This window comes from Micromonospora sp. NPDC092111 (assembly GCF_044755745.1).
Classification (GTDB): Bacteria; Actinomycetota; Actinomycetes; order Mycobacteriales; family Micromonosporaceae; genus Micromonospora.
The window spans coordinates 93,421-106,815 of the sequence record NZ_JBIVRQ010000018.1 but is presented as its reverse complement, the minus strand read 5'-3'; the positions used below and the strand labels follow the sequence as shown (position 1 = coordinate 106,815).

General features: G+C 72.7%; 11 protein-coding genes. 2 read left to right on the top strand and 9 right to left on the bottom strand.

Annotation, left to right across the window (positions count from 1 at the left end; translation table 11 throughout):
* The first annotated feature begins 745 nt into the window (after nt 1-745).
* A complete protein-coding gene (locus ACIQG9_RS26230) occupies nt 746-1,552 on the top strand; it encodes a hypothetical protein (RefSeq protein WP_400407389.1) in 807 nt (268 codons plus the stop codon).
* An 8-nt stretch (nt 1,553-1,560) separates the two neighbouring features.
* On the opposite strand, the gene ACIQG9_RS26225 is transcribed toward ACIQG9_RS26230, so the two are convergent.
* Nucleotides 1,561-2,559 (bottom strand): D-alanine--D-alanine ligase, encoded by a 999-nt coding sequence (locus ACIQG9_RS26225; protein WP_400407387.1) that lies wholly within the window; start codon nt 2,557-2,559, stop codon nt 1,561-1,563.
* Nucleotides 2,560-2,566: 7 nt separating this feature from the next.
* Nucleotides 2,567-3,874: a PLP-dependent aminotransferase family protein gene (locus tag ACIQG9_RS26220; protein ID WP_400407385.1), complete on the bottom strand. Its 1,308-nt coding sequence runs from the start codon at nt 3,872-3,874 to the stop codon at nt 2,567-2,569.
* 295 nt (nt 3,875-4,169) lie between these two features.
* Here ACIQG9_RS26220 and ACIQG9_RS26215 point away from each other — a divergent pair, with 295 nt between their 5' ends.
* Nucleotides 4,170-4,838 (top strand): GNAT family N-acetyltransferase, encoded by a 669-nt coding sequence (locus ACIQG9_RS26215; protein WP_400407383.1) that lies wholly within the window; start codon nt 4,170-4,172, stop codon nt 4,836-4,838.
* Nucleotides 4,839-4,866: 28 nt separating this feature from the next.
* Here ACIQG9_RS26215 and ACIQG9_RS26210 read toward each other — a convergent pair whose 3' ends face one another.
* The 7 genes from ACIQG9_RS26210 to murJ all read right to left on the bottom strand — a co-directional run bounded on the left by ACIQG9_RS26210 (nt 4,867) and on the right by murJ (nt 13,291).
* Entirely contained in the window at nt 4,867-6,024 is a 1,158-nt protein-coding gene (locus ACIQG9_RS26210) for an N-acetylmuramoyl-L-alanine amidase (RefSeq protein ID WP_400407382.1), read from the bottom strand.
* A 203-nt stretch (nt 6,025-6,227) separates the two neighbouring features.
* Nucleotides 6,228-6,551, bottom strand: a complete 324-nt coding sequence (trxA, locus tag ACIQG9_RS26205) for a thioredoxin (RefSeq protein ID WP_334492429.1) — start codon at nt 6,549-6,551, stop codon at nt 6,228-6,230.
* A 36-nt stretch (nt 6,552-6,587) separates the two neighbouring features.
* Complete coding sequence (gene trxB, locus ACIQG9_RS26200; RefSeq protein ID WP_400407379.1) at nt 6,588-7,538, bottom strand: thioredoxin-disulfide reductase; 951 nt, start codon at nt 7,536-7,538, stop codon at nt 6,588-6,590.
* Between the two features lie 178 nt (nt 7,539-7,716).
* The gene (locus tag ACIQG9_RS26195; protein ID WP_400407377.1) at nt 7,717-8,673 is read right to left on the bottom strand and encodes a hypothetical protein; all 957 of its coding nucleotides are present in this window, start codon (nt 8,671-8,673) and stop codon (nt 7,717-7,719) included.
* Nucleotides 8,670-9,419, bottom strand: a complete 750-nt coding sequence (gene sigM / locus ACIQG9_RS26190) for an RNA polymerase sigma factor SigM (RefSeq protein WP_400407375.1) — start codon at nt 9,417-9,419, stop codon at nt 8,670-8,672. The genes ACIQG9_RS26195 and sigM overlap by 4 nt, the downstream gene beginning before the upstream one ends.
* 91 nt (nt 9,420-9,510) lie before the next feature.
* On the bottom strand, nt 9,511-11,106 hold the full coding sequence (locus tag ACIQG9_RS26185; protein ID WP_400407402.1) for a protein kinase family protein: 1,596 nt from the start codon (nt 11,104-11,106) through the stop codon (nt 9,511-9,513).
* Between the two features lie 436 nt (nt 11,107-11,542).
* The gene (gene murJ, locus ACIQG9_RS26180) at nt 11,543-13,291 is read right to left on the bottom strand and encodes a murein biosynthesis integral membrane protein MurJ (protein WP_400407373.1); all 1,749 of its coding nucleotides are present in this window, start codon (nt 13,289-13,291) and stop codon (nt 11,543-11,545) included.
* Nucleotides 13,292-13,395: the final 104 nt, after the last annotated feature.

Here is a 13,395-nt window from a genome sequence, read left to right as displayed (position 1 = left end):
GCGCCCCGCGCCCCGCGCCCCGCGCCCCGCGCCCCGCGCCCCGCGCCCCGCGCCCCGCGCCCCGCGCCCCGCGCCCCGCGCCCCGCGCCCCGCGCGTTTCACGTGAAACCGACGGCCTATCGTCCGTCCACCTCGGCCCTGCACGGCCGACGCTTGATCCGTCAGAGCGGCGAACCGCTCGTTCCACGTGAAACCGAGTGCGAGCGCGCGCGGGGGGGTTCGTAACCGGAGTCGACCGCCGAGCCCCGTGGCGCTCCTCCGGGCACCGGAGCGATGGGCTGTGGCATGAACGACGGCAGTCCGTGGAGACGGCTCTGGTCGCCGAAGGGCGGCGCGGCGTGAACAAGCGCGGTGCAGCGTGAACAAGCAGAGTTGGTCGGCGAGGCACTACCGGCCGGCATCGATCACGAGCCCGGGAAAGTCGTCGGCACCAGCAGCCCGGAGGCCCCTCGATCGTTAGTGACTTCGGGTCCGTGACTCCTGTGAACGACGTTGTGGATGAGGCCGCCAGTTATCCACAGAAGTTTTCCACAGGCGACCCTCGTTTCACGTGAAACAGCGCGTCAGAGCCCCGTCCAGCCTGTGGATGACGGGGTGTGGTGGTGATCTCATCAGCCTGTGGACAACTGCTCCCGAGCCCGCTCGACCACCCCGTCGGCGACGGCCCTGTTCGGCTGAGATCCCTTCACGATCAGCGTCGATCGGGGTAGGGACAGCGGTCCCTGACTCGGTTAGGGTCAGCGTCGTGCACGACACCCCTCCCTCCTCAGTTCCGGACTTCACCCAGTGGCCCTCGTTCCCCTTCGAGGGCGATCTGCGTGTCAAGCACCTCGACGACCCGGTCCCGGTCGAGCCTCCCCGCAAGGGCGAGGGGCATCGGGAATGCACCGCCTGCAACGCTCCGGACGACGCCTACATCTGGGTCGGTGAGCGGTGGCGGGTACGGGCCATGGACCGACCCACCGGACTGCCGATGGTGCTGATCCTGGAGTCCCGTTCGCACCTCGATCTGGGTGATCTGCCCAACCTGCTCGCGGCCGAACTCGGGGTGATGACGGTCCGCCTGGAGCGGGCCATCCGATCGCTGGACGGGGTGGCCCGGGTGCATGTCAACCGCTGGGGTGACGGCTCCGCCCACCTGCACATGTGGTTCCTGGCCCGGCCGTACGGTCAGCTCCAGCTACGGGGAACGTTCCTGTCGCTCTGGGACTCGATCCTGCCGCCCATCTCCGAGTCACAGTGGCGGGAGAACCTGGCACTGGTCGCGGCCTGGCTGGCCGAGTTCGGCGGGCGCCCGCTGGCGGAGCCGCCCCGTATCCAGTGGCAGGCCCCGTCCAGCATCGCCGCGCAGTCCTCCGCTGAGGCAGCCGCCGCGCAGGAGACCGCGGCGGCGGAGGACACCGTCTCGGTGATCGAGTCGGAGGAGGAGATCCCGGTCCCCGCGCCCGAGGAGACCGCCACCGGCGAGACCGAGGTCGCGGAGGCGGCCGATGCCGGCGAGGAGTCGGGGGAAGTCGCCGAGGAATCGGGGAACGGCCCCGAGAAGAAGTGAGGTAGGGGTCAGGAGCGGCGGGCGGCGGCCCGGCCGACCAGCGTGCCGAGGACCCGCCCGAAGTCCAGCCCGGCCGCCTGGATGGCCAGCGGGAGCAGCGACGTCTCCGTCATGCCGGGGGACACGTTGACCTCCAGCACGTGCGGTCGCCCGTCCGCGTCGACGATCAGGTCCACCCGGGAGAGGTCGCGTAGCCCCAGCGCGGTGTGCGCGGCCAGGGCGACCTCGGCCACCGCGTCGGCCACGGCCGGGTCGAGGCGGGCCGGGGCGTGCCAGGTGGTCCGGCCGGCCGTGTAGCGGGCCGCATAGTCGTAGACGCCGTTGCGGGGCACGATCTCCACCGGCGGCAGCGCCTGCGGGCCGTCGCCCAGGTCGACCACGGAGATCGCCACGTCCATGCCGGGCACGTAGCGTTCGACCAGCGCCGTCGAGTCGTACGCGAAGCAGCCGACCATCGCGGCCGGCAGGGCTGCGGGGTCCTTGACCACGGCGGCACCCAGGCCCGAGCCACCCTGGGCCGGCTTGACCATCAGCGGCAGCCCGAGCCGCTGCACGATCCGGTCGAGCACGGCCACCGCGCCCAGCTCGGAGAAGCGGTCGTGCGGCAGGGCCACCCAGTCCGGGGTGGGGATGCCGTTCTCCCGCAGTACCGCCTTCGCCGAGGGCTTGTCCCAGGCGAGCCGGGAGGCCCGCGCGTCACAGCCGACGTACGGGACGTCGTAGAGGTCGAGCACGCCGCGCAGCGAGCCGTCCTCGCCGGTGGCGCCGTGCAGGGCGATCACCACGGCGTCCGGCGGGTCCGCGGCGAGCGCGGGCAGCAGCGCCACGTCGGCGTCCCGCAGCTCCGCCTGCACGCCGACGGCGCGCAGCGCGTCGAGGACCCGGCGACCGGACCGCAGTGAGACGTCCCGCTCGTACGACAACCCGCCGGCGAGCACCAACACGTGCAGGTCGGCGACGGCGGCGGGATCGGTCACGTGGGATCGCTCGACGGGGGTGGCAGCCATGCGGGAATCATGCCAAGTCGGGTCCGGGGGCGTCCGGGCCGCCCCGTCGGCGTCCGGTCGGGGTGACCGTGCCGAAGACCTTGCGCATGGCGATGTCCTGCTCCATCACGCCGGCCAACCGGCGTACGCCCTCCCGGATCCGCTCCGGCGGCGGGAAGGAGAAGTTGAGTCGCATGTTGCCGGTGCCGGTGCCGTCCGCGTAGAAGCCGGTGCCCGGCACATAGGCGACCCGGGCGGCGATGGCCCGGGGCATCATCGCCTTGGCGTCCAGGCCGTCGGGCAGAGTCGCCCAGACGAAGAGGCCACCGGCCGGGTTGGTCCAGGTGGTGCCCGCGGGCATCAGGTCGTCCAGCGCGGCGAGTAGCGCGTCGCGCCGCTCCCGGTAGACCTCCCGGTAGACCTTGAGCTGCTCCCGCCACGGCATGGTCGACAGGTACGTCGCGACGGCGGCCTGCGCGTAGCCGCTGGGGCAGAGGATCTGCGCCTCACTGGCGATGACCAGCTTGTCGCGCACCGCGTGCGGGGCCAGGATCCAGCCGACCCGCAGCCCCGGGGCGAAGGTCTTGGAGAAGGTGCTCAGGTAGAACACCCCGTCGCGGCGGCGGGCCCGCAGCGGGGCGGGCGCCTCCCCCTCGAAACCGAGCTGGCCGTACGGGTCGTCCTCGACCACCAGCAGCCCGGCGCGTTCGCAGATGTCCAGCACCCGTTCGCGCCGTTCCTCGCTCAGCGTCACGCCGGTCGGGTTCTGGTAGGTGGGGATGGTGTAGAGGAACTTCACCCGCCGGCCGGCGCGGGCCAGGTCGGCGATCGCCACCTCCAGCGCCTCCGGGATCAGCCCGTCGTCGTCCATCGGCACGTGCACCACCTGCGCCTGGGCGGCCTGGAACACCCCGAGCGCGCCGACGTACGTCGGGCCCTCGGCGAGCACCACGTCACCCGGATCGAGGAAGAGCCGGGCCACCAGGTCGAGGGCCTGCTGCCCGCCCACGGTGACCACCACGTCCTCCGGGGAGGCGCCGCAGGACGCGTCGATGCCGGAGAGCGCCATCACCTCGCAGATCCGCTCGCGCAGCTCCAGGGTGCCCTGGCCGATGCCGTACTGGAGGGTGGTGACGCCGTGTTCGGAGCCGAGCTTGCCGAGCATCTCGCCGACCGCGTCGAGCGGCAGCGCGGCGATGTAGGGGGCGCCACCGGCGAGCGAGACGACCTCCGGCCGGCTGGCCACCGCGAAGAGTGCCCGGATCTCCGAGGCCGTCATCCCGCGGACCCGCCGGGCGTACCGGTCGGTGTAGTCGTCGAGCGTCGTGCCGGTCATGACATCACCTCGATCGGGTGTCGGTCGGGCTCCCCGGCCGCTGGGGTACCCGCGGTGCCGGCGACCATGGCGGCGCGGGACACCGGTCGGTCGATCCTAGCCCCGCCGGGCCGGTCGGCCGCCGCGACGTGTCCGACGTCCACATCCCGGACCGTCCGTCACCGGCTCGGGTGGGCATTCGCGCGTCCCCTCCCGTAGCGCCGGCTGGCGGCGTACGATCGCTCGTCGGGGCAGGAGGGCGGCGATGCCGTTCCCGGCTGGTCTCGTCTCCGAGCCTAATTGTGGGGATGCGCTGATGTCGCGACGTCTGGTCAGTCTGACCCTCGACACCTTGGAAGACCTGCCCGGCCCGTGCCGGCAGTGCGTCTACTGGGAGCTTGATCCGGTCTCGGCCGACCGGGCCTGCGCCGCCGGTGACCCGGGGCTGGAGAAGGAGGCCTGGGTCTCCCAGACGCTGCTGGAGTGGGGCTCCTGCGGCAAGCTGGCGTACGTCGACGGGATGCCCGCCGGTTTCGTCATGTACGCGCCGCCGGCCTACGTGCCCCGCTCGATGGCCTTCCCGACCTCGCCGGTCTCGGCCGACGCGGCGCTGCTGATGACCGCCAACGTGGTGCCTGCCTTCGCCGGCGGCGGGCTGGGCCGGATGCTCGTCCAGGGGGTCGCCCGCGACCTCACCAAGCGGGGCATCAAGGCGATCGAGGCGTTCGGCGACGCGAAGTTCGGCGACGACGCGGACGATCCGACCCGGGCCTGCGTCGCCCCGGCCGACTTCTTCCTCTCGGTGGGCTTCAAGACGGTCCGCCCACACCCCCGCTACCCCCGGCTGCGGCTGGAGCTGCGTACGGCGCTGAGCTGGAAGTCCGACGTCGAGTACGCGCTGGAGAAGCTGCTCGGCTCGATGAGCCCGGAGAGCCTGCTCCGCCCGGTGCGGCCCGCCCCGGCGACCCGCTCCAGCGCCGGCTGAGCGGGCCGGCACCGGCACGGACGGCGGTTCAGTCGACCACCGCGCCGGCGGCCACCACGGCCCGCAGCTCGCTGACGTCGATCGAGCCGGTCGGCACGTCCCGCTCGACGGGGAAGAACATCCGCTGCACGGCGGCCACGATGGCCTCGACGACCCGGTCCCGGAACCGGGGGTCGACCAGCCGGGCCCGGTCGGCCGGTGAGGTCAGGTAGCCCACCTCGACCCGGACGGCGGGCATCCTGGTCAGCCGCAGCAGGTCCCACGCCTTGGCGTGGGTACGGCAGTCCCGCAGCCCGGTCCGGGCGACGATCTCCCGCTGCACCAGCCCGGCCAGCCGTTCGCCGGTGGCCGAGGTCACGCCGTTGTCGGTGCCGTAGTGGTAGGTGGCCACCCCGTCGGCCGCCGGGTTGGCGTGGCCGTCGGTGTGCAGCGAGATGAAGACGTCGGCGCCGAGCGAGTTGGCCAGTTCCACCCGGTCGACGTCCGGCAGGCAGGTCTCCGGGGTGGGGCCACGGGTGAGCTGCACCCGGACGCCGGCGGCGGCGAGTCGGCCCTCCAGCCGGCTGGCCAGGTCGTGCACCAGGTCCGCCTCGGTCCAGCGCAGCGGCCCGTCGGGCACCACCACCCCCGGGTCGGTGCCGCCGTGCCCGGGGTCGATCACCACCGTCCGTCCGACCAGCGCCGGGCCGGACTGCCGGATCGCGTCGGACTCGCGTAGCCACTGCGGGCGCCCGCCGACCACCTTGCGGCCGAGCCGGCGCAGCGCGCCCATCGTGTACGGTCCGCAGGAGCCGTCCGGCTTCAGCCCGACCTCCCGCTGGAACTGGGCCACCGCCCGGGAGGTGCGCACGCCGTAGATGGCGTCGGCGCGACCGGTGTCGTACCCCATCTCCAGCAGCCGTTCCTGGAGCGACCGGACGTCCTCGCCGGCGAGCGGTTCGGGCACCGCGTGGTAGAGGGTGCGGGCGCCGAGCCGCCAGCGGGCCGCGTCCAGGGCCCGCCAGGTCTCCGCGCCGACCCGCCCGTCGACGCTGAGGCCCCGGGACTGCTGGAAGGCCCGGACGGCGCGTTCGGTGGCGAGGTCGAACTCGTCGGCGGTCGAGGGCGGGAGGAGGTCGAGGCCGGTCAGGACCGTGCGGATCTCGGTAACGGCCGGTCCACGGTCTCCGGGTCGAATCGGACGCACGCACGACCCCCTCTGCGGCTGGCTGTCGGCACCTCGGGCACGCGCCCACCGGAGTCGGTGACGGCCACGCTGCGCTCCGCGCGGCGGACGCTTACGGAGCGTACCGTGACCGGTGCCGCCGGGCCGGGGGTTCGCGCAGGTCAGGGCCGCCGACAGCAGGAACCCCGCACCCAGGGGTGCGGGGTTCCGGTGGTACGACGGTGCTACAGCGCCGACTCGATCAGCCGGACCAGTTCGCCCTTGGGCTTGGCGCCGGCGATCGACTGCACCGGCTCGCCGTTCTTGAAGATGGTGAGGGTAGGCACCGACATCACCCGGTAGGCGCGGGCGGTCTCCGGGTTCTCGTCGATGTTGAGCTTGACGATGGTGACCTGGTCGGCCATCTCGCCCGCGATCTCCTCCAGCAGCGGCGAGACCTTGCGGCACGGCCCGCACCACTCGGCCCAGAAGTCCACCAGGACCGGCTTGTCGGACTTCAGCACGTCGGTGGCGAAGTTGGCGTCGGTGACGACCTTCGTTGCTCCCACTATGACCCTCCTCTTCGGTTGTTCGTTCGCTGTCGTTCAGCTCAGCGTGGCGATGAAACGCTCGGCGTCGAGCGCGGCGGCGCAGCCCGTGCCGGCGGCGGTGATCGCCTGCCGGTAGGTGTGGTCGACCACGTCACCGGCGGCGAAGACCCCCGGCACGCTGGTGCGGGTGCTCGGGGCCTGCACCTTCACGTAGCCCTCGTCGTCCAGGTCGACCTGGTCACGGAAGAGTTCGCTGCGCGGGTCGTGGCCGATGGCCACGAAGACGCCGGTCACGTCCAGCACCTTGGTGTCACCGCTGTGCACGTTGCGGACCCGGACGCCGCTGACCTTGCCGTCGTCGCCGAGGATCTCCTCGACGGTGCTGTTCCACTCGACCTTGATCTTGTCGTTGCTCAGTGCGCGGTCGGCCATGATCTTGCTGGCCCGGAACGAGTCGCGCCGGTGGATGATGGTGACCGACTCGGCGAACCGGGTCAGGAAGCTGGCCTCCTCCATCGCGGAGTCGCCACCGCCGACCACCACGATGTGCTGGTTGCGGAAGAAGAACCCGTCACAGGTGGCGCAGGACGACACGCCGTGGCCCAGGTACTCCTGCTCACCCGGCACGCCCAGCGGACGCCAGGCCGAGCCGGTGGAGAGGATGACCGCCTTCGCCCGGTAGGCGGTCTGCCCCACCCACACGGTGCTCACCGCGTCCGAACCGGTCTCGCCGGTGTCCTTCAGCTCCACCCGGGTGACGTCGTCGGTCAGGAACTCCGCGCCGAACCGCTCGGCCTGCTTGCGCATGTTGTCCATCAGCTCGGGGCCGAGGATGCCGTCGGCGAAGCCGGGGAAGTTCTCCACCTCGGTCGTCGTCATCAGCGCGCCGCCGGACTGCACACCCTCGATCACGAGCGGGTTGAGGTTGGCGCGAGCGGCGTAGACCGCCGCCGTGTACCCGGCCGGCCCGGAGCCGATGATGATCAGGTTGCGGACCTCGTCCACTGCCGTCTCCCGATGTGTGTGTTCGACATCGGTCGCGTACCGACGTCGATCCGAGCGTCGGCGGTTTCAGCGACGCCGACGACTGACTTGCAGAACGTCATCGTACGAACCGGGGATTCCCGAACCGGTCGTCCGGTGGGTCACGTCACGCGGCGAATGATGACCGGTGACCGCGTCCTCACCCTACCCGCGCCTGGTAGCGGGTGTCCGGGCCGGATCCCGGTACGCCGCACTCCGCCCCGCTGACCCAGGCCCACCGCTCCCCGGACAGGTCGGCGAAGCGGACCACCAGGGCCGGCTCCCCCTGGAACGCGGCGTAGTCGACCACGTCGACGGTGACCGGCCCGCGCCCGTGCGCGGTGGCGATCTCGGCGAGGCAGGCGTCGAGCGCCGCCCGGTCGGCCAACCGGTCCAGCCCGCCGGGCGCCATCAGGCGCTTGCTCTCGGTGGCCTGCGGACCGGTCTCGTTGCCCGGCTGGAGGCTGCTGCTGCCGAGTTGCGGCAGCGGGGCGCCGGTGGCGGCGTTCAGCGTTCCCGGCGTCCAGTCGACGCCGCTGTGCTGGGGCTCGCCGGCGAACAGGAACGGGGCCCCCGGGCCGCTGTGCGCCGGCCCGGCGAGCGTGCTGGTGGCCGAGTCCGTGGCGTTCGTCTCGTTGACCAGGTGCGCCACGCCGAACCCCACCGCGGCCAGCGACGCCGCGGCGAGGGTGACCGGCGCGGCCAGCCGCGCCCAGCGTCGCCGTCGCCGACCCGGCCCGGACGCGTCGGCCCGCCCGTCGTCGGGCCGTGCACCGGGGGTACGCCGGCCGCCGGGCTGGGCCGGCACCGGGCCGGGAAGGCGGCTGGGCTGGTCGGCGTCGTCCGGTGGGGGGCTGCCCGGCCCGGCTCCGGCGAGTACGGCGGTGAGTCGTTCCACCACCGCCGGGGGCATCTCCGGCGCGGGATCGCCCCAGCCGGCCAGGTCGGCGTGCACCCGGGCGACGGCGGGGGCCAGGACGGCGTACGCGTCGGCCCAGGCCGGCTCCGCGTCGACCAGGCGCGCGACGACGGCCTGCTCAGGGGTGCCGTCCAGGACCCCGCCCACGTAGTCGGCGAGCAGGTCGTGATCGACCTCCCTGAACTCCCGGCCCGTCACGTCTCCTCCTGGCTGGCGTCCCGCCGGGTTTGCCCCGACCCCGATCGGACGCCGCCCGGCACCGACCGGTTCCCCGGTGTGACGCCGGGAACGTCCCGACCACTCCGGACCGGTTCGCCTGGTTCGCTGGCCCCCGAGCGGAACGTGCCGGGCGGCGGCCCGTCGCCGCCGGTACGCAGGTGTCCGAGTACGCCGGCCAGCCGGGCCCGGCCCCGGGCGCAGCGGCTCTTCACCGTCCCCTCGGCCACCCCGAGGATCCGGGCGACCTCGGCCACCGGGTAGCCCTGCACGTCCACCAGGATCAGCGCGGCCCGCTGCTCGACCGGCAGCGCGGCGAGCGCCTGCCGGACGACCAGCGCGGTGTCGGGGTCGGCGGCCGGGGCGGCCGGCTCGACCCCGCCGGACCGGCCGTGCTCGTCGGTGCGGCTGCCGTCCGGCAGCGGGACGGTGGGGTGCGCCTGCCGGCGCCGGATCCGGTCCAGGCAGGCGTTGACCACGATCCGGTGCAGCCAGGTGGTGACGGCGGAGTCGCCCCGGAACCGGCCGGCGGCGCGGTGGGCGGAGAGCAGCGCGTCCTGGAGGGCGTCCGCGGCCTCCTCCCGGTCGCCCATGGTCCGCAGGGCCACCGCCCAGAGCCGGTCGCGGTGCCGGTGGAACAGCTCGGTGAAGGCGTCCCGGTCGCCGGCCACGTGCGCGCGGAGCAGATCCAGGTCGGTCGCGTCGGCGTGCGACAGCGCTGCCGGCATCGCTCCGTCGGCCGCCGGATCGGGGGCCCGCCCGCCGCGACCGGCCATCACCACGTCCGGAGGAGGCGGTGCGGGTGTCGCGGCCGGCGGATCACGATCCCTGGACCGAGATTTCCTGGACGCCCAGCTTGAAGCCCCGGTCGGTGGACGGCAGTTCGGTGATCCAGAAGAGCAGGTAGCGGTACTGCTGCTCCGGGTTGAACCCGTCGAAGGCCATCGTGATGCCGTCGTGCTGCTCGAAGGGCTGCCCGATCCGGGCCTTGTAGTTCTTGACCAGATCCTTGTCGCCCTGCGAGCTGGACGGGAAGTCCGCGCCGCCGCTGAGCAGCTCGGCGGAGACACCGGAGTCCGAGAGGGTGGCCGTGAGCGACTTGACGGTGCGCAGTTCACCGAGGTCGATCCAGACGCCCATGCCCTTCTTGTAGTTGCTGAAGTTGGCGGAGTAGTAGGTGTCGGTGTCCCAGCCCTCGTTCACGTCGCCGTCGATCATCTTCTCGGCGTTGGCCAGCTCGTTGCGCTTCCGGCTGTCCGGGTCGATGATCCGGATGTCCTCGATCTGCAGCTTGCGGACGGCGGGGGCCGGGGTGGCGTCTCCGGCGGGGGCGCTGGTCGAGGGGCGGGCCACCGGCTGGGTCTCCGGTGAGTCGTCGCCGCCCAGCGCGCTGATGCCGATCAGCAGCCCGACCAGGGCGACGGCCAGCAGGCTGGCGATCCCGATGGCCACCTTCCGGCCGCCCGCGGCGGCGAGCGGCGAATGGTCCTCGACCCCGTCGGCGGTGAACCGGATGGTGCCGGTCTGGTCGAGGAAGTGGTCCTCGGTGGGGATGTCGAGGCGGCTCAGCTCGGCCGAGAGCACGTCCGACGACGGCGGGGCGATCTCGGCGTCGAGCAGGTCCATGGTCAGGTCGTCGAGGTACGCCGGCACACCGGCCCGGACCTGCCGGGGCGCGGCGATGGCGCCGCTGGCGTCGCGGACCGCGTCCGGGATGGCGGCCCGGCCGTGGCCGGCGGTCGCGCCGCGCAGCGGGGCCTCGGCGTGCGGCCAGTGCCCGGTGAGGGCGAAGTAGAGGATGCCGCCGACGGCCCGGATGTCGGCTTCCTGGCTGTCGTCACCGTCGGTGCGCGCATCGGCCAGCACCACCCGGCCGTCGTCGCTGATCATCACGGTGCCGGGGTGCACGTTGCCGTGCACCATGCCGGTGGCGTGCACGGCGGCGATGGCGCTGGCGACCGCGTTGCCGACGGCGGTGGCCCGGGCCGGGTCCAGTGGCCCGGCGGCGACCAGCTCACGCAGGGAACGGCCGTCGACCCACTCGCGGACGACGTACGCCCGCTCGCCCTCGTCGATGGCGTCGTAGACGCCGACCAGGTTGGGGTGGATGACGCGACTGGCGGCCACGGCCGCCTGGAGCATCTCGGTGGCCGAGTCGCCGCCCGGGTAGCGCAGGACGACCGCCACGGGCCGGCGCAGGATGACGTCGACCCCCCGCCAGACCAGCCGCCCGGCGCTGTCGTTGTTGATGTGCTCGACCAACTCGTACCGCTCGGCGAGGATCTCACCGGCCGTGGGAGCACCGAAGGTCATGACCGGAGGAGCTGTCTCCGCTGCCTCCTGACCCTCGCCGACCTGGGTCACCCGTCCTCCCTCGGTGATCGTGCCGATCGATGGACCCGCGCTGCTGGGCATGTGGCTTCCCGCTCCGCCGTCGATGGAACGGCCGGCGGCGTCGACGCGTGCGTCGGCCACCTGCCGTGTCCGTCGAGAGCGACCTTACCCGGACCGCCCGTCATCCCGACATGTCATCTTCCCGCTGCGCCTGGCAGCCTGCCGGGCATGAGGGCTTATGCCCGTTTAACACCGTTCTCGTCCACGTTGCTGGCACATGTACTGGCCAATCTAGACGCTGGTCGCAACCGGCCGATCCCGGGGCGGCACCCCTGCGACATCCGGTGAGGTTCCCGCCGAACGGTCGGTCATGCTCAGCCGTACGGCTGGTTGTCCACAGGCCGTTCCGGCGGCTGACCGGGGAATCGCGGAGTTATCCACAGCCGTGTCCCCAGGCTGGTGATCCTCGTTCACCCTCAGTGCCCACCGGGTCGGAGTGACCGGAACACCAAGGGGCTCAGCGGCCCAGCCGCCGACGGACCATCCCGACCACCTCGGTGATCTCGCCGATCCGCAGCACCATCGCCAGCCCCAGGTACGTCCCGCCGATCGCCGCGCCGCCCACCACCAGCCGGACGATCGCGGCGAACCGGCCCAGCTCGGCCGGGTCGCCCGGGAGCAGGTTGACCACCAGCAGGCCGACCAGCGCCGCGCCGATCGCGGCGACGACCACCTTGCCCATGGTCCGCATGATCCGGCCCAGCCCGATCCGACCCACCCGGGGCCGGAGCAGCATCGCCGAGATCACCGCCGCCGCCAGGTACGAGATCGCATTGCCGAGCATCATGCCGGCCGCCGCGAAGGTGGCCGAGAAGGCGGCGAAGACCCCGATCTGGATCGCCACCCGGAGGATCACCACCGGGATGTTGACCAGCGCCGGGGTCCGGGTGTCCGGCAGCGCGTAGAAGGCGAAGGTGAAGAGCTGGCTGATCGCGAAGGGCACCAGGCCCAGCGCGGCGACCAGCAGCACCAGCGAGGTGGCGAGGGCGTTGTCGCCGTCGAACGCGCCGTACTGGAAGACCACCACCGAGACCGGGCCGGCCAGCACCGCGTAGCAGACCGCGATCGGGGCGAGCACCGCCGTCACCATCCGGGTGCCCCGGGACAGGTCGGCGGTGACATCGGCGAACCGGCCCTCGGCGGCGGCGGCGCTCATCCGGGGCATCAGCGCCGTGATGATCGAGACGGCGATGATGCCGTGCGCCATCATCAGCAGCAGGAAGACGTTGTTGTAGATCAGCAGGCCGGCGTTCTTCTTGTCGCCACCGGCGGCCCGGGTGAGCAGGTTGACCACCACGAAGAGGCCGAGCTGGTTGACCGCGACGTAGCAGAACATCCAGCCGCCGAGCCGGGCCAGCTCGCGCAGCCCCAGCTCCCGGAAGTCGAACCGCAGCTTCCAGCGGAAGCCCACCCTGCGCAGCGCCGGCAGCAGCCCGGCGGCCTGCACCGCCACGCCGAGCAGGGTGCCCCCGCCGACCAGCAGGATCCGGTCCCACCCGATCTCCTCCGGGCCCAGCGCCTTCGCGCCGTACACCACGATGTAGAGGCCGAAGGTGCCGATGACGACCAGGTTGTTCAGGATCGGTGCCCACATCGGGGCGGCGAAGTGCCCCCGGGTGTTCAGCACCGCGGCGATCAACGCGCTGACGCCGGTGAAGAAGAGCATCGGCAGCATCAGGTAGGAGAGGTTCGTGACCAGGTCCGTGTAGTCCCGGTTCTTGCCGCCGGCGTAGAGCGTGGTCAGCGTCGAGGCCAGCAGCAGGGCGATCAGCACAGCGGCGGCGAGCGCCAGCACCGCCAGGGTGAGCAGCCGCTGGGCGTACGCCTCGCCCCGGTCCGGGTCGGTCTTGCGCCGGCGTACCAGCACCGGGATCAGCACGCTGGTCAGCACGCCGCCGAGGAGGAACTCGTACACCTGGTTGGGCAGGAACTGGGCGGTGGTGAACGCGTCGCCGACCGCGCTGCCGAGCGCCGCACCGATCATCAGGTTGCGGATGAAGCCCGTACCCCGGCTGACCAGGCTGCCGACCGCCATCACCGCGCTGTTCGCCGCGGCGCTGGTCTCCGCGACGACCTCCTGCGGCGGCGCGGTCGCCTCCACCGCCGGCTGGTTCAGCGGCTCCGCCGAGATGAAGGTGGCGTCGTCGGCCGGGGGCCGACCGCCGCCCTGCGCGGCGTTCGCGCTGCGGTAGAGCCCGCCGCTCATCTCCAGCCTCCAAGGGGTACGGCGGGGCCGGCACCGGCCCGCACGTCCATGACCATAGTCAACCCGGGCCGCATACCCGCGCCCGGCGGATCACTTCCCGCCCC